This is a genomic window from Pseudomonas sp. BNK-7, assembly GCF_048072025.1.
GTDB classification, from domain to species: domain Bacteria; phylum Pseudomonadota; class Gammaproteobacteria; order Pseudomonadales; family Pseudomonadaceae; genus Aquipseudomonas; species Aquipseudomonas danubii.
Genome location: NZ_CP182252.1, coordinates 1,588,490 through 1,609,647, shown reverse-complemented (window position 1 = coordinate 1,609,647; position 21,158 = coordinate 1,588,490). Strand labels below are relative to the sequence as shown.

At 63.4% G+C, this 21,158-nt stretch carries 13 protein-coding genes and 2 pseudogenes; 9 read left to right on the top strand and 6 right to left on the bottom strand.

The features are described 5' to 3' along the window. Positions 1-350: 350 nt before the first annotated feature. Positions 351-4,304, top strand: coding sequence for a trifunctional transcriptional regulator/proline dehydrogenase/L-glutamate gamma-semialdehyde dehydrogenase (gene putA, locus ACMGF8_RS07500; RefSeq protein WP_102882051.1), 3,954 nt, complete (start codon positions 351-353; stop codon positions 4,302-4,304). Between the two features lie 277 nt (positions 4,305-4,581). After that, entirely contained in the window at positions 4,582-6,384 is a 1,803-nt protein-coding gene (locus tag ACMGF8_RS07495; RefSeq protein ID WP_102862845.1) for an acyl-CoA dehydrogenase, read from the top strand. Positions 6,385-6,539: 155 nt separating this feature from the next. Here the strand turns inward: ACMGF8_RS07495 and ACMGF8_RS07490 are convergent, their stop codons facing one another. From ACMGF8_RS07490 to ACMGF8_RS07475, 4 genes and pseudogenes are all read right to left on the bottom strand, one after another. Beyond that, positions 6,540-7,271, bottom strand: coding sequence for a methyl-accepting chemotaxis protein (locus ACMGF8_RS07490; protein WP_374704520.1), 732 nt, complete (start codon positions 7,269-7,271; stop codon positions 6,540-6,542). A 135-nt stretch (positions 7,272-7,406) separates the two neighbouring features. Next, positions 7,407-8,432 (bottom strand): annotated as a pseudogene (locus tag ACMGF8_RS07485) (cache domain-containing protein); the annotation flags it as partial. Between the two features lie 163 nt (positions 8,433-8,595). Beyond that, positions 8,596-8,898, bottom strand: coding sequence for a cell division protein ZapA (locus ACMGF8_RS07480; protein ID WP_102862843.1), 303 nt, complete (start codon positions 8,896-8,898; stop codon positions 8,596-8,598). Next, positions 8,895-9,125: a hypothetical protein gene (locus tag ACMGF8_RS07475; RefSeq protein WP_102862842.1), complete on the bottom strand. Its 231-nt coding sequence runs from the start codon at positions 9,123-9,125 to the stop codon at positions 8,895-8,897. Before ACMGF8_RS07475 ends, ACMGF8_RS07480 begins: the two co-directional genes overlap by 4 nt. Positions 9,126-9,436: 311 nt before the next feature. Here ACMGF8_RS07475 and ACMGF8_RS07470 point away from each other — a divergent pair, with 311 nt between their 5' ends. From ACMGF8_RS07470 to selO, 6 genes and pseudogenes are all read left to right on the top strand, one after another. Further along, on the top strand, positions 9,437-11,062 hold the full coding sequence (locus ACMGF8_RS07470) for a methyl-accepting chemotaxis protein (protein WP_207816490.1): 1,626 nt from the start codon (positions 9,437-9,439) through the stop codon (positions 11,060-11,062). Positions 11,063-11,107: 45 nt separating this feature from the next. Next, positions 11,108-11,977, top strand: a pseudogene (locus ACMGF8_RS07465) (MCP four helix bundle domain-containing protein); the annotation flags it as partial. A gap of 30 nt (positions 11,978-12,007) precedes the next feature. Continuing rightward, positions 12,008-12,880 carry a methyl-accepting chemotaxis protein gene (locus ACMGF8_RS07460; protein ID WP_371826195.1) on the top strand — a complete coding sequence of 291 codons (873 nt, stop codon included), beginning with the start codon at positions 12,008-12,010 and terminating at the stop codon, positions 12,878-12,880. Between the two features lie 176 nt (positions 12,881-13,056). Next, complete coding sequence (locus tag ACMGF8_RS07455; RefSeq protein WP_416759160.1) at positions 13,057-14,799, top strand: potassium/proton antiporter; 1,743 nt, start codon at positions 13,057-13,059, stop codon at positions 14,797-14,799. Positions 14,800-14,866: 67 nt separating this feature from the next. Continuing rightward, on the top strand, positions 14,867-18,220 hold the full coding sequence (mscK, locus tag ACMGF8_RS07450) for a mechanosensitive channel MscK (protein ID WP_305949298.1): 3,354 nt from the start codon (positions 14,867-14,869) through the stop codon (positions 18,218-18,220). Between the two features lie 49 nt (positions 18,221-18,269). Continuing rightward, positions 18,270-19,733 carry a protein adenylyltransferase SelO gene (selO, locus tag ACMGF8_RS07445; RefSeq protein WP_416759158.1) on the top strand — a complete coding sequence of 488 codons (1,464 nt, stop codon included), beginning with the start codon at positions 18,270-18,272 and terminating at the stop codon, positions 19,731-19,733. A 1-nt stretch (position 19,734) separates the two neighbouring features. Here the strand turns inward: selO and ACMGF8_RS07440 are convergent, their stop codons facing one another. Continuing rightward, a complete protein-coding gene (locus ACMGF8_RS07440) occupies positions 19,735-20,136 on the bottom strand; it encodes a helix-turn-helix domain-containing protein (RefSeq protein ID WP_102862836.1) in 402 nt (133 codons plus the stop codon). Continuing rightward, a complete protein-coding gene (locus ACMGF8_RS07435) occupies positions 20,133-20,429 on the bottom strand; it encodes a type II toxin-antitoxin system HigB family toxin (protein ID WP_416759156.1) in 297 nt (98 codons plus the stop codon). The genes ACMGF8_RS07440 and ACMGF8_RS07435 overlap by 4 nt, the downstream gene beginning before the upstream one ends. A gap of 284 nt (positions 20,430-20,713) precedes the next feature. On the opposite strand from ACMGF8_RS07435, the gene ACMGF8_RS07430 reads away from it, so the two are divergent. Further along, positions 20,714-21,154, top strand: a complete 441-nt coding sequence (locus tag ACMGF8_RS07430; protein ID WP_115581454.1) for an IgaA/UmoB family intracellular growth attenuator — start codon at positions 20,714-20,716, stop codon at positions 21,152-21,154. The last annotated feature ends 4 nt before the right edge of the window (positions 21,155-21,158 follow it).

Sequence of the window (21,158 nt, the reverse complement as noted above, 5' to 3'; positions counted from 1 at the left end):
AGGAAAGCCATTGGCCGATGAACCGAGTCGCAAAAGACAGGTTGCACCTTGGGCGCGAATCCTATTCAACAAATTAAACAAGGTGCAACCAGTTTCATCCAATTAAGTTGCACCTTGTCGCATTTACCGACGACGACAACTTTTTTGCTCCTTTTTGGAGCAAGAAATCCACCCGCCAGAATTAAATGCACCAAGGCAATACGGGAGCCAGGAGGCAATATTGATTTCCTGACGAGCTGCTATTTATTCCAGCGAAAAAAGGGTTGCACCCGGTTGCACCTATTTCGGCGCACGGATAATCTTGCCGCCAGCTGATGCCACACGTGCGTGGCAAACATGAGGATAAAAATATGGCTACCACCACCCTCGGGGTCAAACTCGACGACCCAACCCGCGAGCGCCTCAAGGCCGCTGCGACCTCGATCGATCGTACGCCGCACTGGCTGATCAAGCAGGCGATTTTCAATTACCTGGAAAAACTCGAGGGTGGTGCAACCCTGACCGAGCTGAGCAGTGTCACCACCAAGGACGGCGACGACGCCGGCGATGTGCTGACCGATCACGCTCACCAATGCTTCCTCGAATTTGCCGAGAGCATCCTGCCGCAATCGGTGCTGCGCGCCTCGATCACCGCTGCCTACCGTCGCCCGGAACCGGAAGTGGTGCCGATGCTGCTGGAGCAGGCGCGCCTGCCGGCCGCCACCGCCGAAGCCGCCAACAAGCTGGCCGCCTCGATCGCCGAGAAGCTGCGTAACCAGAAGAGCGCCGGTGGCCGTGCCGGTATCGTCCAGGGCCTGCTGCAGGAGTTCTCCCTGTCGTCCCAGGAAGGCGTGGCACTGATGTGCCTGGCCGAGGCCCTGCTGCGCATCCCCGACAAGGGCACCCGTGACGCGCTGATCCGCGACAAGATCAGCACCGGCAACTGGCAGCCGCACCTGGGCAACAGCCCGTCGCTGTTCGTCAACGCCGCCACTTGGGGCCTGTTGCTCACCGGCAAGCTGGTGTCGACCCACAACGAGGCCGGCCTGACCTCCTCCCTGAGCCGCATCATCGGCAAGAGCGGCGAGCCGATGATCCGCAAGGGCGTGGACATGGCCATGCGTTTGATGGGCGAGCAGTTCGTCACCGGCGAAACCATCGCCGAAGCCCTGGCCAATGCCAGCAAGTTCGAAGCCAAGGGCTTCCGCTACTCCTACGACATGCTCGGCGAAGCGGCACTGACCGAGCACGACGCGCAGAAATACCTGGCGTCCTACGAGCAGGCCATCCACTCCATCGGCAAGGCCTCCCACGGTCGCGGCATCTATGAAGGCCCGGGCATCTCCATCAAGCTCTCGGCGCTGCACCCGCGTTACAGCCGCGCCCAGTACGAACGCGTGATGGAAGAGCTGTACCCGCGCCTGCTGTCCCTGACCCTGCTGGCCAAGCAATACGACATCGGCCTGAACATCGACGCCGAGGAAGCAGACCGCCTGGAGCTGTCCCTGGACCTGCTGGAGCGCCTGTGCTTCGAGCCGCAGCTGACCGGCTGGAACGGCATCGGCTTCGTGATCCAGGCCTACCAGAAGCGCTGCCCGTACGTCATCGACTACGTCATCGATCTGGCCCGCCGCAGCCGTCACCGCCTGATGATCCGCCTGGTGAAGGGCGCCTACTGGGACAGCGAGATCAAGCGCGCCCAGGTCGAAGGCCTGGAAGGCTATCCGGTCTACACCCGCAAGGTGTACACCGACGTTTCCTACATCGCCTGCGCACGCAAGCTGCTGTCGGTGCCGGAAGTCATCTACCCGCAGTTCGCCACCCACAACGCCCACACCCTGTCGGCGATCTACCACATTGCCGGTCAGAACTATTACCCCGGCCAGTACGAGTTCCAGTGCCTGCACGGCATGGGCGAACCGCTGTACGAGCAAGTGGTGGGCAAGGTTGCCGATGGCAAGCTGAACCGTCCGTGCCGCGTGTACGCACCGGTCGGCACCCACGAAACCCTGCTGGCCTACCTGGTACGCCGCCTGCTGGAAAACGGCGCCAACACCTCCTTCGTCAACCGCATCGCCGACCAGTCGATCTCGATTCAAGAGCTGGTGGCCGACCCGGTGGCGCAGATCGAGCAGATGGCCACCCTGGAAGGCGGCTTCGGCCTGCCGCACCCACGCATTCCGCTGCCGCGTGACCTGTATGGCAGCGAGCGCGCCAACTCCGCCGGCATCGACATGGCCAACGAACACCGCCTGGCGTCGTTGTCCTGCGCCCTGCTGGCCAGCGCTCACAACCACTGGAAAGCCGCGCCAATGCTCGGTTGCGCCGCCAGCAGCGAAACCCCGGCGCCGGTCCTCAACCCGTCGGATCATCGCGATGTGGTCGGTCACGTCCAGGAAGCCACGATCGAAGACGTCGACAACGCCATCCAGTGCGCCCTCAACGCCGCGCCGATCTGGCAGGCCACGCCGCCGGCCGAACGCGCCGCGATCCTGGAACGCGCCGCCGACCTGATGGAAGCCGAGATCCAGCCGCTGATGGGCCTGTTGGCCCGCGAGGCCGGCAAGACCTTCGCCAACGCCATCGCCGAAGTGCGTGAAGCCGTGGACTTCCTGCGTTATTACGCGGTGCAGGCCCGCAATGACTTCAGCAACGACGCCCACCGTCCGCTGGGTCCTGTGGTGTGCATCAGCCCGTGGAACTTCCCGCTGGCGATCTTCAGCGGCCAGGTCGCCGCCGCCCTCGCCGCCGGCAACCCGGTACTGGCCAAGCCGGCCGAACAGACCCCGCTGGTGGCGGCCCAGGCCGTGCGCCTGCTGCTCGAAGCCGGGATTCCTGAAGGCGTGCTGCAACTGCTGCCGGGCCAGGGCGAAAGCGTCGGTGCCCGCCTGGTCGGTGACGAGCGCGTCAAGGGCGTGATGTTCACCGGTTCCACCGAAGTCGCGCGCCTGCTGCAACGCAACATCGCCGGGCGCCTGGACAACCAGGGTCGGCCGATCCCGCTGATCGCCGAAACCGGTGGCCAGAACGCCATGATCGTCGACTCATCGGCCCTGACCGAACAAGTGGTCATCGATGTGGTGTCCTCGGCCTTCGACAGTGCCGGCCAGCGTTGCTCGGCTCTGCGCGTGCTGTGCCTGCAGGAAGATTCCGCCGACCGCGTGATCGAAATGCTCAAGGGCGCCATGGCCGAAAACCGCCTGGGCAACCCGGAGCGCCTGTCGGTGGACATCGGCCCGGTAATCGACGCCGAAGCCAAGGCCGGCATCGAGAAGCACATCCAAGCCATGCGCGACAAAGGTCGCAGCGTGTACCAGATGGCCATCGCCGACAGCGAAGAATGCAAGCGTGGCACCTTTGTCATGCCGACCCTGATCGAACTGGAAAGCTTCGATGAACTGCAGCGCGAGATCTTCGGTCCGGTGTTGCACGTGGTGCGCTACAAGCGCAAAGACATCGACCAACTGATCGCCCAGATCAACGCTTCCGGCTACGGCCTGACCCTGGGTGTGCACACCCGGATCGACGAAACCATTGCCAAGGTGGTGGACAACGTCAACGCCGGTAACGTCTACGTCAACCGCAACATCGTCGGTGCCGTGGTCGGCGTGCAGCCGTTCGGCGGCGAAGGCCTGTCGGGCACCGGCCCGAAAGCCGGCGGTCCGTTGTACCTGTACCGCCTGCTGTCGACCCGTCCGGTGGATGCCATCGAGCAATCCTTCGTCCGTGCCGATGCGGCCAACGCTCCGGACCTGCGCCTGCGCGAAGCCCTCGGCAAGCCGCTCAACGCCCTGCAAGCCTGGGCCGAGAGCAGCAAACTGGTGGAACTGGCGACCCTGTGCAAACAGTTCGCCAGCCAGTCGCAAAGCGGTATCACCCGCCAGCTGAACGGCCCGACCGGCGAGCGCAACAGCTACGCCATCCTGCCCCGCGAGCACGTCCTGTGCCTGGCGGAGGTCGAGGGCGACCTGCTGACCCAACTGGCGGCCGTACTGGCCGTCGGCGGTTCGGCAGTCTGGCCGGAAAGCGACCTCAGCAAGGCGCTGTTCGCCCGTCTGCCCAAGGACGTGCAAGCACGCATCCAGCGGGTGGCGGATTGGACCAAGGACGACGTGGTATTCGACGCGGTCCTGCATCACGGCGACTCTGACCAACTGCGCGGCGTTTGCCAGCAAGTGGCCCAGCGTGCCGGCGCCATCGTCGGCGTCCAGGGCCTGTCCCAGGGCGAGACGGCGATTGCCCTGGAACGCCTGGTGATCGAGCGCGCCCTGAGCGTCAACACCGCAGCGGCCGGCGGCAACGCCAGCCTGATGACCATCGGCTGAAGCCGATAGTCAGCACCATGAAAAAGAGCGCCCTCAGCGGCGCTCTTTTTTTTGCCCGATGCAATGTCCTGTAGCCGCTGCCGCAGGCTGCGATCGGCCGCAACGGCCGTAGCGACTTCATTGCAGCCAAAGTCCCGGCGGGACTTATCGCAGCCTTCGGCAGCGGCGACAGGGGCTGCGCCTGTTTGGCATCTTTATCACCCAGATCAATCTTGCTATTCAGCCTTTATTCACGCGCCTAGACTCGGCCCATTCCCTAGCCAACAGGTATGCCGCCATGTCCGAGACGCTGCTCAGTTCCCGCAATCTGGCTTTCGAACTGTATGAGGTGCTCGACGCCGAAGGTCTGACCCAGCGCGAGCGGTTTGCCGAGCACAATCGCGAAACCTTCGATGCCGCCCTGGGCACCGCGCGCAACATCGCCGAGAAGTACTTCGCCCCGCACAACCGCAAGGGCGATGAACACGAGCCGCGCTACGAGGATGGCCAGGCGGTGCTGATCCCTGAAGTGAAACCGGCGGTGGACGCCTTCCTCGAAGCCGGCTTCCTCAACGCCGCGCGCAGTTTCGACGCGGGCGGCATGCAGCTGCCGACCCTGTTGTCCCAGGCCTGCTTCGCCCACTTCCAGGCGGCCAACGCGGCCACGACTTCCTACCCGTTCCTGACCATGGGCGCGGCCAACCTGATCGAGAGCTTCGGCACCGACGAACAGAAACACCGCTTCCTGCAGCCCATGATCGATGGCCGCTTCTTCGGCACCATGGCCCTGACCGAGCCCCATGCCGGTTCGTCGCTGTCTGATATCCGCACCCGCGCCGAACCGGCTGCCGACGGCAGCTACCGGCTCAAGGGCAACAAGATCTTCATCTCCGGCGGCGACCACCCGCTGTCGGAAAACATCGTGCACATGGTCCTGGCCAAGCTGCCGGACGCGCCGCCCGGGGTGAAGGGCATTTCCCTGTTTATCGTGCCCAAGTTCCTGGTCAACGATGACGGCAGCCTGGGGCCGCGCAACGACGTGCTGCTGGCCGGGCTGTTCCACAAGATGGGCTGGCGCGGCACCACTTCCACCGCGCTGAACTTCGGCGATAACGGTAACTGCGTGGGCTATCTGGTGGGCAAGCCCCATCACGGCCTGAGCTACATGTTCCAGATGATGAACGAAGCACGGATCGGCGTCGGCATGGGCGCGGTGATGCTGGGTTATGCCGGCTATCTGTATTCATTGGAATACGCTCGCGAGCGTCCGCAAGGTCGCCTGCCGGACAGCAAGGACCCGACCACCGCACCGGTTGCCATCATCCAGCACGCCGATGTGCGCCGCATGCTGCTGACCCAGAAGGCCTATGTTGAAGGCGCCTTCGACCTGGGGCTGTATGCGGCGCGGCTGTTCGATGACACCACCACCCTGGCCAGCGAGGCCGAGCGCCAGCAGGCCCATGAACTGCTGGACCTGCTGACGCCCATCGTCAAGTCCTGGCCTTCGGAGTTCTGCCTCAAGGCCAACGAGCTGGCGATCCAGATCCTCGGTGGCCACGGCTACACCCGGGAATACCCCGTGGAGCAGTACTACCGCGACAATCGCCTGAATCCGATCCATGAAGGCACCCACGGCATCCAGTCCCTGGACCTGCTGGGGCGCAAGCTGGCGCAGAACGGCGGCGCCGGGCTCAAGCGCCTGATCCGCCTGATCGCCGAGACGGGCGAGCGGGCCCGCGCCCATGCGTCGCTGGATGCCCTGCGCCTGCCTCTGGAGCAACTGGTGACGCGCCTGCAGAGCGTGACCCTGGGTCTGCTGGGCGACCTGGCCAGCGGCAAGGTCACGGCGACCCTGGCCAACTCGGCGCTGTATCTGAAGGCCTTCGGCCACGCGGTGATCGGCTGGCGCTGGCTGGAACAGGCCATCAAGGCCGAGGAAGGACTGGCGCGAGGCCATGCCGGGGACCGGGATTTCTATCACGGCAAACTGCAGGCCGCGCGCTACTTCCTGACCTGGGAAGTGCCGGGCTGCCAGCATGAACTGACCCTGCTGGAAGCACGGGACGCCACCTGCCTGGAGATGCAGGACGCCTGGTTCTGAGGCCGAGGCGGCCTGTCACACCGCAGCGCTATTCGCTGGCAAGCCAGCTCCTAGCAGAAGACTCATTCCACACCTGTAGGAGCCGGCTTGCCGGCGCAAGCCTCAGGCCTGGCACAGCGCACAGGCGGTTCGCTGCCAGGCCCGCGCCCCTTCGCTCAGTGCAGCTTGAAACCACCCACCTGGCGCGCCAGGTCTTCGGCCAGGCGCTGCAGGGTCTGGCAATCCTCACGACAGGTGTGCACTTCAGCCGCGGTGGCCCGGGCCAGTTCGGAAATGCCCTGAACATTGCGGTTGATCTCCTCGGTCACCGCCGACTGTTCTTCCGTGGCAGTGGCGACCTGCTGATTCATGTCGCTGATACGCTCCACCTGCCCGGTGATCGCCGTCAGTGAGGCCCCGGTCTGCTGGCTGGACTGAACCCCGGTGCCGGTGGCCGATTGTCCCGCATGCATCGAGGACACGGCGTTCTCCGCCCCCTGCTTGAGGCCCTGGATCATCTGCTGGATCTCATCGGTGGAGGTCTGGGTACGCTGGGCCAGGGTCCGGACTTCATCGGCCACCACCGCAAAGCCACGGCCCATTTCCCCGGCCCGAGCCGCCTCGATGGCAGCGTTGAGGGCCAGCAGGTTGGTCTGTTCGGAAACCCCGCGGATCACCGCCAGCACCTGATCGATGGAGGCCACCTGTTCCGCCAGTTCGCCCACGGCACCGGCGGCCAGAGCGATTTCACCGGACATGTTCTCGATATGCCGAATCGAACCGCCTACCACGTCCTGGGCCTGCTGGGCTTCATCCCGGGCCGCCTGGGAAGCGTCCGCCGCCTGCCCGGCATTGCGCGCAATGTCCTGCACGGTAAGCCCCATCTCATGTACCGCAGTGGCCACCATGTCGGTCATCTCCTGCTGCCGGCCGGAGCGCTCGGCGGTGTTCTCCACCACCGCCGCCACCTGGCTCACTGAGGAACGCAGGCGTTCGGTGGTGGCCAACACCTCACCGATCATGCCGCGCTGGCTGTCGAGAAAACGGTTGAAACCCCGGGCCAGATCCCCCAGCTCGTCGGCACGGCTGGCATCCAGGCGCAGGGTCAGGTCGCCACCGCCGCTGCCGATGGCCACCAGCCCTTCGGTCACCTGTCGCACCGGACGTACCAGGCCACGGGCCAGCAGTACAACCAGCAGTAGGCAGACGCCGGCGATGCCCAGGCCGATCAGACTGGTGAGCCAGATCGCCCGGTGCGCCTCGGCGTAAATCTGTGCCTGCGGTACCTCGGCCACCAGGCTCCAGCCAAAGCCGCGCAGCGGCAGGCTCAAGGCCAGGTAGTCTTCGCCGTCACGCTCGAAATGACTGCTGGTCAGCCCCTCGTGTCCCATCAGCGCCTCGGCGGCGCTCGCGCCGATCTGCTCGGACAACTGTCGCTTGCCACTGAATTCAGCGTCCGGATGCACCTGGATCAAACCATCGTTGCGCACCAGGAACACCCGGCCACGCTCGCCAAAGCTGTAGTCGTGAATCAGTTGCGACAGCTCGGTCATGCGCAAGCCCAGGCCGGTGACCCCCACCAGCTCACCGTCTTTCTCGACCCGGTAGTTGATGAACAGCGCCAGCTCGCCACTGGCAACATCGACATCGATGTTCAGCACCCGCGGCTTGCCGCTGTCGATAAAGCGATAGAACCAGGCATCCTTCGGATTATCCCGACTCAGGGTCCGGTCCAGGCCTTTCTGGTTGTAATAGTGATGGCTGAGCGGGCTGGCCATCATGGTGGTGAAGGCCTGGTTCTCGGCGCGGATGTCTTCCAGGTAGCTGATGAAGCTCTGCGCCCGGGCCGGGTCTTCGCCTGCCGCCAGCCAGTCGCGCAGCATGCCGTTGCCGGCCAGGTCACGGGCGGCGGTCAGAGGCTGGGTCAGAATGCGCTCGATATCGTTGCGCATGGCTTCGATGCTCGAAGGTAGCGCCCTGTCCACCAGGTAGCTCTGGGTCAGGTGATTGATCAGCACCGTGTAGATCGCTACGACCACCAGCAGACTGACCAGCAGGGCCGAACCCATGCTGAGGATCAGTTGCCATTGAATACTGCGTCGCCAGAATTGCATGGAACACCTCTTTCTTATGGTTATAAGAGGCTGAGATACCGCGCCAGCCGCGGGAAGTTGTATACAAACAATGCCTCTGCTTGTCCAACCCATTACCCGTCAGCTGTGTGCACTTCCATCAATTCTGTTGAATGGTCTTGGCGATCACCTCGACGGTGGCGCTCACCTGCTCCTGATAACGCTCAAGCGCCTGGGCGTGCTGCTTTTTCATTTCGATCTGCTGCGAACACAGGTTCATCGCTGCCAGCACCAGCAGGCGTTCGCCAATCAGCGTCGGGTATTTTTTCTTGGTGTCGGCCAGGGCCGCCTTGAGCATCAGCGCGGCGTCCATGAGGGTCTGTTCCTCACCGGCCGGCGCCTTGATCGAGTAATCCTCGCCCAGGATCGAGACCACCTTCACCCCATCGATGTGATGTCTCATGGGTTGGCCGGGCTCGCACTGACGCGCTCAACCAGAGCCTGGATGCGGGCGGCGGTAGCGCCCTGTTTTTCTTCCTGTTCCATGAGGCTCAACTGCAGGCTTTCGTTTTCATCCTTGGCCTGGGCCAGTTGCTCCTTGAGGGTTTCGTTCGTGCCGAGCAGCTCCTGGTTCTGTACCACCAGGTCACTGACCAACTGTTCCAATTGGCTGAGGGATGCTTCCAACATTTTGATCTTCCGGGCTGTTTGCAAAGGGCGCGTACGATAAAGAAAAGTCACCTTGGATACCAGGGATATCCAGGCGCAAGGCCTTGATTTTACTGGCGATGACCCTCACGCGAGAGCTGTTAGAGACTGTCATTCGCGCCTCGGGTTCCTGACGCTCGGTCGGATGCTTCGGACTTTTACGAATTATCCCAACAGGTGATCAGACTTTTCTGAAATCACTCCCGGCGATTCAAGAAGCATTTTTTCAACGCGATAGCACAGGTACTTCCCAGACCCAATCGCGCAAGCCGCGCACATCCGAGGTAGGTTCAATGTCCCTGCGCACCCTGAATATCGCTCCGAGAGCATTCCTCGGCTTTGCCGTGATCGGTTGCTTGATGCTGTTTCTCGGGATCTTCGCTCTGAGTCAAATGAGCAAGATCCGCGCAGCCACCGAACGCATCACCCAGGACACCATTCCCAGCATCAAGAGCGTCGACGATTTCACCCAACTGAGCCTGCGCCTGCGGGTCCAGGCCTACCGGCTGCTGCTCAACCGCGACCCCGAGGAACAGCAAAAGACCCTGGACTCCATCAGCCAGCGCAACCAGAAAATCGATGAAACCCGGGCCCGCTACCAGAAGCTCATCAGCAGCCCGGAGGAGCAGGCCGCTTACGATCAGTACATGGAACTGCTGACCCACCACCGCCAACTGGAAGGCCAGTTGATCGAGCTGTCGCACAACAACCAGCTCGAAAGCATGCAGCAGCTGCTGAACACCGAGCTGATGGCCAGCGCCGAAAAGATCAACGCCCTTCTCAATCAACTGGTGGACATCAACACCCACTACTCCAGCGCCGCCGATCAAGAGGCGGCCGAGCAATACGCCACCGCCTTCAATCTGGTGGTGACGCTGCTGGTAATGGCCACCGCCCTGACCCTGGTGTTTGCCTGGCGGCTGATTCGCAGCATTACCCTGCCGATCGACAACGCCCTGCATGCGGCCGAAGCGATCGCCGAAGGCAACCTGACCCAGCCGATCACCGTGGATGGCCGCGACGAAGCCGGCCGCCTGCTGCAGGCCATGTTGACCATGCAGGAAAAACTGCGGGACACCCTGCAGCGCATTTCCGGTTCCGCCGGCCAACTGGCCTCGGCCGCCGAGGAGCTCAACAGCGTCACCGACGAAAGTGCTCGTGGCCTGACTCGACAGGACAATGAAATCGAGCAGGCGGCTACCGCGGTCAATGAAATGACCAGCGCCGTGGAAGAAGTCGCGCGCAATGCAGTGAGCACTTCCGAAGCTTCGCAAAACGCCACCCAATCCGCCGGGGACGGACGGGACAAGGTGCAAGAAACCGTCTCGGCCATCGAACGCATGACCGGTGACGTGCAAGACACTGCCAGCCTGATCGGCGAGCTGGCCAACGAGTCCCGGGACATCGGCAAGGTACTGGACGTGATTCGCGGCCTGGCCGACCAGACCAACCTGCTGGCCCTCAACGCCGCCATCGAAGCCGCCCGTGCCGGCGAGGCCGGCCGCGGCTTTGCCGTGGTCGCCGACGAAGTCCGTGCCCTGGCGCACCGCACCCAACAGTCCACCAGTGAAATCGAACGCATGATCGGCAGCATCCAGAGCGGCACCGAGCAGGCGGTGGAGTCGATGCGCAACAGCACCGAACGTGCCGACTCGACCCTGAACATCGCCCGCAGCGCCGGCCAGTCCCTGGACACCATCAACAGCGCCATCAACGAAATCAACCAGCGCAACCTGGTCATTGCCAGCGCCGCCGAAGAACAGGCCCAGGTGGCTCGGGAAGTGGATCGCAATCTGGTGAACATCCGCGACCTGTCGGTGCAGTCCACCACGGGTGCCAACCAGACCCGCTCCGCCAGCAGTGAACTGTCGATCCTGGCCGCTGACCTGAACAATCTGGTGACCCGCTTCCAGCTGTAAACGCCCTTCTCCCGGCTCCAGGGCTCTATTACGGGCCTGGGGCCGATGCAGTCAGCCATTGACACTCCCGGCCCGATGCATAGCCAAAAGGCTAAATCCACGGCGCGACTCAAGACTTTAGTCGTACGACCGATAAGTCACGGTAGATCAGTCTCAAGCCCCCGCACGGATGCGCCCTTTTTGGTACTCACCATGTCCCTACGCAATATGAATATCGCTCCGCGGGCCTTCCTCGGCTTTGCCATGATCGGCGGCTTGATGCTGATCCTGGGGGTGTTCGCCCTGAACCAGATGAGCAAGATCCGCGGCGCCGCCGAGGACATCACCCAGAACAGCGTGCCGAGCATCAAGAGCCTCGACGAGTTCACCCAGCTGACCCTGCGTCTGCGGGTGCTGTCCTATCGTTTGCTGGTCAACCGTGAACCCGATGTCCAGCAAAAGACCATCGAACTGCTGGACATGCGCAACCAGCAGATCCGCGCCGCCCAGGTCACCTACGAGAAGTTCATCACGAGCCCCGAGGAAAAGACCGCCTACGAGCAGTACGTCCAGTTGCTGACACAGTACCGGCAGATCGAAGAGCGGATGAGGTCCCTGTCCCGCGGCAATCAGGTGGAAGAGCTGCGCAACCTGCTCAACACCGACCTGCTGAACAACTCGGAAGCCATGAACACCGTGCTCAACCGCCTGATGGAGATCAACACCCAGCAGACCGTCGACACCAACCAGCAGGCCGCCGAACAGTACTCCTCGGCCTTCAACCTGGTGGTGGCCCTGCTGGTGCTGGCCACCGGCCTGACCCTGCTGTTCGCCTGGTTGCTGACCCGCAGCATCACCGTACCGATCGCCAACGCCTTGAGCGCCGCCGAAGAAATCGCCGAAGGCAACCTGACCCGGCCGATCAAGGTCGACGGCAATGACGAAGCCGGACGCCTGCTGCGCGCCATGGCCAAGATGCAGGAAAAACTGCGGGACACCCTGCAGCGCATTTCCGGCTCCGCCACCCAACTGGCATCGGCAGCCGAAGAGCTCAATTGCGTCACCGAGGAAAGTGCCCGTGGCCTGACCCAGCAGAACAACGAAATCGAGCAAGCCGCCACCGCAGTCAATGAAATGACCAGCGCCGTGGAAGAAGTGGCACGCAACGCCGTGAGCACCTCGGAAGCCTCGAAGAACGCCACCTCCTCCGCCGGCGACGGTCGCGATCTGGTGCAGGAAACCGTGTCCGCCATCGAGCGCATGAGTTCCGATGTGCAAGGCACCGCCAGCCTGATCGGCGACCTGGCCAACGAGTCGCGGGACATCGGCAAGGTACTGGACGTGATTCGCGGCCTGGCCGACCAGACCAACCTGCTGGCCCTCAACGCCGCCATCGAAGCCGCCCGTGCCGGTGAGGCCGGTCGTGGCTTTGCCGTGGTCGCCGACGAAGTGCGTGCCCTGGCGCACCGTACCCAGCAGTCCACCAGCGAAATCGAACGCATGATCGGCAGCATCCAGAGCGGCACCGAGCACGCCGTGGACTCCATGCGCAACAGCACCGAGCGCGCCGAGTCGACCCTGAACATCGCCCGCGGCGCCGGCCTGTCGCTGGACACCATCAACAGCGCCATCATCGAGATCAACGAACGCAACCTGGTGATCGCCAGCGCCGCCGAAGAACAGGCCCAGGTGGCCCGGGAAGTGGACCGCAACCTGGTGAACATCCGCGACTTGTCGGTGCAGTCGGCCACCGGCGCCAACCAGACCAGTGCAGCCAGCAACGAGCTGTCGCGACTGGCCGTGGACCTCAACAGCATGGTCGCGCGCTTCAGCCTCTGAAGCCGCTCGCCAGCCCCGCAACACGCCGGTAAATCGGCGCCGGAATTCACACCAGAAAAATCCGCCACTGTCATCAAAAGCTTTTTGACAGTGGCGCATTTCAACAGGTTAGAATCGCTGGCACGCAGACTGCATGGTCAGTTTGCGCCCGCCTTTTTCGCTCTGGAGTACTGCCTTTGAATGCGACGACCATCAACAGCCTGTTCTTGATCGGCGCGTTGCTGGTAGGTGCGAGCATTCTGGTGAGCTCACTTTCATCCCGTCTCGGCATCCCGATCCTGGTGATCATCCTCGCCGTGGGCATGAGCGCCGGAGTCGACGGCGGCGGCATCATCTTCAACAACTACCCGACCGCCTACCTGGTGGGCAACCTGGCCCTGGCCGTGATCCTGCTGGACGGCGGCCTGCGCACCCGGGTCGCGAGTTTCCGCGTGGCCCTGTGGCCGGCGCTGTCCCTGGCCACGGTGGGGGTGTTGATTACCACTGGGCTGACCGGCATGGCTGCCGCCTGGCTGTTCGACCTGAACCTGATCCAAGGGCTGCTGATCGGTGCCATCGTCGGCTCCACCGACGCCGCGGCGGTGTTCTCCCTGCTGGGGGGCAAGGGCCTCAACGAGCGGGTCACCGCCACCCTGGAGATTGAGTCCGGCAGTAACGACCCGATGGCGGTGTTTCTCACCGTGACCCTGATCGACATGCTCGCCAAGGGCCACACCGGCTTGCACTGGAGCCTGCTGGGGGAACTGATCCGCGAATTCGGTATCGGCGCGTTAATCGGCCTGGGGGGCGGCTGGCTGATGCTGCAACTGGTCAATCGCATTCATCTGGCCAACGGCCTGTACCCGATCCTGGTGGTGGCCGGCGGTCTGGTGGTGTTCGCCCTGACCAACGCCCTGCACGGTAGCGGTTTCCTCGCCGTGTACCTGTGCGGCCTGGTGATCGGCAACCGCCCGGTGCGCAGCCGCCACGGCATCCTGCACATGCTCGACGGCATGGCCTGGCTGGCACAGATCGGCATGTTCCTGGTGCTGGGGCTGCTGGTCACCCCACACGATCTGCTGCCCATCGCCCTGCCGGCCCTGGGCCTGGCGCTGTGGATGATCCTGTTCGCCCGGCCGCTGTCGGTGCTGGTGGGCCTGGCGCCGTTCAAGGCCTTCCACGGCCGGGAAAAGGCCTTTATCTCCTGGGTCGGCCTGCGTGGCGCGGTGCCGATCATTCTCGCGGTGTTCCCGTTGATGGCCGGGCTGCCCAACGCCCAGCTGTACTTCAACCTGGCGTTCTTTATCGTGCTGATCTCGCTGCTGGTCCAGGGCACCAGCCTGCCGTGGGTGGCCAAGTGGCTCAAGGTCACGGTGCCGCCGGAGCCAGCACCGATTTCCCGGGCGGCCCTGGAGGTTCACGTCACCAGCGAGTGGGAACTGTTCGTCTACCGCCTGGGGGCGGAAAAATGGTGCATCGGCGCCGCCCTGCGGGAGCTGAAAATGCCCGAAGGCACACGGATCGCGGCCCTGTTTCGCGGCCAGCAACTGCTCCATCCGTCGGGTAGTACCGTGCTTGAGGCCGATGACCTGCTGTGCGTGATCGGCCATGAACACAACCTTCCAGCCCTGGGCAAACTCTTCAGCCAGGCGCCGGAGCGCGGGCTGGACCTGCGCTTCTTCGGCGACTTCGTTCTTGAAGGCGACGCCCAGCTGGGCGCGGTGTCGGCGCTCTACGGGCTCAAGCTCGACGGCCAGGACGCGGACATGCCCCTGGGCGCGTTCATCGCCCAGAAGGTCGGCGGTGCACCGGTGGTCGGCGACCAGGTGGAGTGGAACAACACCATCTGGACCGTGGCGGTGATGGACGGGAACAAGATCGGCAAAGTGGGCGTCAGATTCCCCGAAGGAAGTCGCCCCGGCCCCGGCCTCTTCCTCTAAACTGCGGAGCGCGTCAGACCTGGTCGCGACGCGTCCCCCCCATTTCTAGTTGCTTGACCGACTTCATATGCCTAACTTGCGTAAATTTTTCGCTGTTGCCCTGCTGGGCCTGAGTCTCTCTGTCGGCGCCGCACAGGGCGGCGATCCGCCCAGTGCCGAGTCGGTCCAGCAAAGCCTGGACAAGATCGCCGAACGCAAATTGCCGGAAGCCGATCAGAAGGCCCTGCAGACCCTGCTGCAAAACACCCTGAATCACCTGAACAACAAGCAGGACTACGAGCGACGCCTCAACGACCTGCGCCAGCAATTGAGCAACGCGCCGCGCCAGACCACGGAAAACCAGCGCGAGCTGGCACGCCTGAAGGCCAGTAAAGTCGTACCGGTGGCCCAGCGCTATGGCTCGCTGGCGGTGTCGCAACTGGAGCAACTGCTGAGCGAACGCACCACCTTGCAAGGCGAGCTGCAAAAGGCCCTGGCCGACGCCAACACCCTGACCATCACCGCCCAGACCCGTCCCGAACGGGCCCAGGCGGAAATCAGCAGCAGCCAGACCCGCATCCTGCAGATCAACGCCGCACTCAAGTCCGGCAAGGACGGCGGCAAGCTGCTCGGCGCCGATCAACGCAATCTGCTGAATGCCGAACTGGCGGCGATCAACGCCCTGATTCCCCTGCGCCGCCAGGAACTGGCGGGCAACAGCCAGTTGCAGGACCTGGGCAGCAGCCAGCATGACCTGCTGATGGAAAAGACCGCGCGCCTGGAGCAGGAAATCCAGGATCTGCAAACCCTGATCAACCAGAAGCGCCTGGCCCAGTCCCAGGAAACCGTGACCCAGCAGTCCATCGAGGCGCAGAAGGCCGGCAGCAGCAGCCTGCTGACCACCGAAAGCGCCACCAACCTCAAGCTCTCCGACTACCTGCTCAAGAGCACCGACCGCCTCAACGAACTGACCCAGCAGAACCTGCAGACCCGACAGCAACTGGACAGCGTGACCCAAAGCGACGCGGCCCTGGACGAGCAGATCAACGTGCTCAAGGGCAGCCTGCTGCTGTCGAAGATTCTCTACAAGCAGAAACAGGCCTTGCCACGCCTGAAGCTGGATCGCGACCTGGCGGACGAAATCGCCGATATCCGCCTTTATCAATTCGAGGTCAACCAGCAGCGCGAATTGCTGGGCAGCCCCAGCACCTATGTCGATAACCTGCTCAAGAGCCAGCCGCCGGAGCAGGTCACGCCGCAACTGCGCCGGACCCTGATCGAGCTGGCCATGACCCGCGTCGATCTGCTGGAGCGCCTGAACCGCGAGCTCAGCGCCCTGCTCAATGAATCCATCACCCTGCAACTGAACCAGAAACAACTGTTGAGCACGTCCCAGAGCCTGCGGGCGACCCTCGACGAGCAGATGTTCTGGATTCCCAGCAACAAGCCTCTGGACGCCGAGTGGCTGCAGGACGTCCCTCAGCGCCTGGAGAAACAGATCACCACCCTGCCCTGGGCCTCCAGCCTCAGTGAGCTGACCGACGGTCTGGCGCAGCGGCCGCTGCTGTTCCTGCCCCTGGCGCTGCTGATCGGCGCCCTGCTGTGGCGGCGCAAGAACCTCTATGCGCGCCTGAACAAGGTGCACAAGGACATCGGCCACTTCAAACGCGACAGCCAGTGGCACACGCCCCTGGCGATCCTGGTGAACATTCTTCTGGCGATGCCGGTCACCCTGGCCCTGGCGCTGTGCGGCTATGCCCTGCAGATCGATGCCCGGGGGCAGAACGCCAACCTCGGTGCGGCGCTGCTGCAGATCGCCCAGGCCTGGCTGGTGTTCTACACCGCCTATCGGATACTCGCCCCCGGCGGCGTGGCCGAACTGCATTTCCGCTGGGAAAAACCCCAGGTGGAATTCCTCCAGGGCTGGGTCCGGCGCCTGGGGCTGGTGGTCCTGGCGCTGGTGGCCGTGGTGGCGGTGGCCGAGCACCAGCCCGCAGCCCTGGCCGATGACGTGCTCGGCATCGCCGTGGTGCTGACCTGCTACGGGCTGATGGCCTGGCTGCTGAGCCGCCTGTTGCTGAGCAGCCCGGCCCACGAGAATGCCTCGTTGTTCCGCAAGGCGTTGGGCCTGCTATTCACCCTGCTGCCAATCGCCTTGTTCATCGCCGTGTGCTTCGGCTACTACTACACCGCGCTGAAGCTCAGCGACCGCCTGATCAACACCCTGTACCTGCTGATGTTCTGGCTGGTGATCGAGGCTACCTTCGTCCGCGGACTCGGCGTTGCAGCACGGCGCCTGGCCTACCAGCGGGCCCTGAGCAAACGCCAGGCGGCCAAGGAAGCCGGGGAAAGCGGCGACGCGGTGGTCGAAGAGCCGACCATGGACATCGAGAAGGTCAACGAACAATCCCTGCGCCTGATCCGCCTGGCCCTGCTGGGCGGCTTCATCGCCGCGCTGTACTGGGTCTGGTCGGATCTGATCACGGTGTTCTCCTACCTGGACAACATCACCCTCTACGAATACACCAGCGGCACCGGCGCCAACATGAGCATGGTGCCCATCAGCATCGGCGACGTGATCGGTGCGCTGATCATTGTCGGCATCACCCTAGCCCTGGCGCGCAACCTGCCAGGCCTCTTGGAAGTGCTGGTGCTGTCCAAGCTGAATCTGGCCCAGGGCAGCGCCTACGCCACCACCACCCTGCTGTCCTACGCCATTGCCGGAATAGGTTTCGTCTCGACCCTGGCCACCCTCGGCGTCAGTTGGGACAAGCTGCAGTGGCTGGTGGCGGCCTTGTCGGTGGGTTTGGGTTTCGGCATGCAGGCGATCTTCGCCAACTTCATCTCCGGCATCATCATCCTGTTCGAGCGGCCGGTGCGCATCGGCGACACCATCACCATCGGCAACCTGTCGGGCACGGTGAGCAAGATCCGCATCCGCGCCACCACCATCACCGACTTCGACCGCAAGGACATCATCGTCCCCAACCAGACCTTCATCACTGGGCAACTGATCAACTGGTCGCTGACCGACACCGTGACCCGGGTGACCCTCAAGCTCGGCGTCGACTACGGCTCGGACCTGGACCTGGTCAAGGAGCTGCTGCTCAAAGCCGCCCGGGACAACCCGCGGGTGCTCAAGGAACCGGAGCCTCAGGTGTACTTCCTCAACTTCGGTGAAAGCACCCTGGACCACGAACTGCGCATGCACGTGCGCGAGCTGGGGGACCGCAACCCGGTGGTGGACGAGGTCAACCGCTTCATCAACCGCGAGTTCAAGAAGCAGCACATCAACATCTCGTTCCGGCAGATGGAGGTCTACCTGAAAAACCTCCACGGCCAGGAATACAAGATGGTGCCCATCGAGCCGGAGGCCAAGACCATCGTCCCGGTGCCCGGGGGCAAGCCGCTGCAGGAACCGCCGCCCGGCAAACTCGACTAAGGCCCCTATCCCTAGCAGAATGCTCGGACATTCTGCTGGGAGATGGCCGTTGAAAGCCCTCGACGAACTGACCTTCGACAACCGCTTCGCCCGCCTGGGCGACGCCTTCTCGACCCACGTACTGCCCGAACCCCTCGACAACCCCAGGCTGGTGGCCGCCAGCCCGGCGGCCATGGCGCTGCTGGACCTGGACCCGGCCGTGGCCGAAAGCCCGGTGTTCGCCGAACTGTTCGGCGGGCACAAGCTGTGGGCCGAGGCCGAGCCCCGGGCCATGGTCTATTCCGGGCATCAGTTCGGTTCCTACAACCCGCAACTGGGGGACGGTCGCGGACTGCTACTGGGCGAGGTCTACAACCAGGCGGGAGAACACTGGGACCTGCACCTGAAGGGCGCCGGGCAGACGCCGTATTCCCGCATGGGCGATGGACGTGCCGTATTGCGCTCGTCGATCCGTGAATTCCTCGCCTCCGAGGCCCTGCATGCCCTGGGCATCCCCAGCAGCCGCGCCCTGTGCGTGATCGGCTCGGACACCCCGGTATGGCGCGAGAAACAGGAACGCGGGGCGATGGTCCTGCGCCTGGCGCCGAGCCATGTCCGCTTCGGGCATTTCGAGTACTTCTACTACACCAAGAAACCCGAACAGCAGAAGCAGTTGGGAGAGCATGTGCTGGCCCTGCATTTCCCCGAGTGCCTGGAGCAGCCTGAACCCTATCTGGCGATGTTCCGCGAGATCGTCGAACGCAACGCCGAACTGATCGCCAAATGGCAGGCCTACGGTTTCTGCCACGGGGTGATGAACACCGACAACATGTCGATCCTGGGCATCACCTTCGACTTCGGCCCGTTCGCCTTTCTCGATGATTTCGACGCCCACTTCATCTGCAACCACTCCGATGACCAGGGCCGCTACTCCTTCAGCAACCAGGTGCCCGTCGGCCAGTGGAACCTCAGCGCCCTGGCCCAGGCCCTGACGCCATTCATCAGCGTCGAGGCGCTGCGTGAGGCCCTGGGCCTGTTCCTGCCGTTGTACCAGGCCCATTACCTGGACCTGATGCGTCGGCGCCTGGGCTTCACTCAGGCCGAGGACGACGACCAGAAGCTGGTGGAACGCCTGCTGCAACTGATGCAGAACAGCGGCGTCGACTACAGCCTGTTCTTCCGCCGCCTGGGGGAGCAAGCGCCGGACCAGGCGCTGGCCCGGCTGCGGGACGATTTCGTCGACCGCGACGGCTTCGATGCCTGGGCCGAGCAATATCGGCAACGGGTCGCCCGCGATCCGCTCCAGGGCCAGGACCTGCGCCGGGAGCGCATGCACGCGGTCAACCCGCTGTACATCCTGCGCAACTATCTGGCGCAGAAGGCCATCGATGCCGCCGAGTCAGGCGATTACTCGGAGGTGCGTCGCCTGCATCAGGTGCTGAGCCGGCCTTTTGAGGAGCAAGAGGGCATGCAAGGGTATGCCGAACGTCCGCCAGAGTGGGGCAAGCACCTGGAAATCAGCTGCTCGTCCTGACTCAGGCGAAGGTCTCCATCGACAGCTTGAAGCGCTCGGCCAGCCAGCGGATCTGCCGCAGGTTGAGCTGGCGCTTGCCGCTGAGTACTTCCGAGACCACCGACTGCGCGCCCACCCCGGGCAGGTCGCTTTGAGTCAGGCCATGTTCACGCATCAACGAACGTAGAACCTCCACTGCGCTGACCGCCGGCATCGGATGGTGCTCTTCGTCGTAGGCCTCGATCCAGTCACCCATGATGTCCACCAGCGAAGCCAGTGGGTGCGATTCGTCTTCGCCCATGATGTCCAACAGCTCATCGAGTGCCAGGGCCAGCGCGTCGTAATCGGCCTCGCTCTTGGGTTTGCGCAATATGGGCGCAACGAACGGCCAGTGCTCCGCCGCTTGCTTAACCTGAAGACTCATTGTGATTCCTCCTTCCACAGCCCCTTGTCGTATTCGCCGTGATCCAGCACATGCCTGATATAGAGGCGCTGCCCCCCATAGCGCACGATTGCGATCAGCCTCAGTTTGTTGCCGCCAAGGTCGAAAACATGAAAGCCCCCGACCTTGTCTAGCGCCGGGAACAAGGCCTTCATGTCGGCGAAATCAGCCGGCCTGGCGCCTTTGGCCTTGCGATACCAGGTATCCAGCGCCCGCGCGACTTGCGGCCATTGCTCCTTGGCCTGCCGGATACGTTTTGCGGTGACGATGTGCATGCAATGTCCCTATCGCATAGTGCTATTAACGTTAGATGCGAGCATTAGATATCTCAAGATGCTATATCCGCGGCCAGTCCAGCGGTGCTCACGTGCTTCAAGCCTAGACAGCCAACGAACGGGCTTGCCGAGCAGTGTGTGAGCGATTGCGACGGACTCATGAGCTTCGACCAACGCCTCAGCCGTCGTGCACAAAAACGCCAAACACAAGATTGCGCATGGACCCGTCGACAGCGGATACGGATAATGCGCAACCCTGATTTCCAGTACCTGCAAGGATGCGCATGAACCTGTTCCTGACCCTGGTCGCCGGAGTCTTCACCGCCATTGGCCTGGTGTCGGCGATCATCTACCTGAGCCGCCGCGCCAAGTACCGCATGAACCTGCAGGACCTGCGCCTGCACGGCAAACCGCACCGCACCATCACCCAGGTCGAACTGGACGAACTGGCCAAACAGACCGCCAGCCTGCAGCGAATCCAGGGCCGCGGCGGCATGTCTTACCAGCCGGTCAGCGACCACGTCTACCTGATTGGCGGCGGCGCCGGGAGCGACAGCATCGAGCTGCAGTCCCAGACGCTGAAGCACATGTCGATCGGCGGCATCCCCGTGGAATTCCCCTACCCGATGGAAAATTTCCTGACCACCAAGAACCAGGCCGAAGTGGTGATCGCCAAGAAGTTCGCCGTGGTCATCGCCCTCAACGGGCATCGCCTGGCCCAATGACACA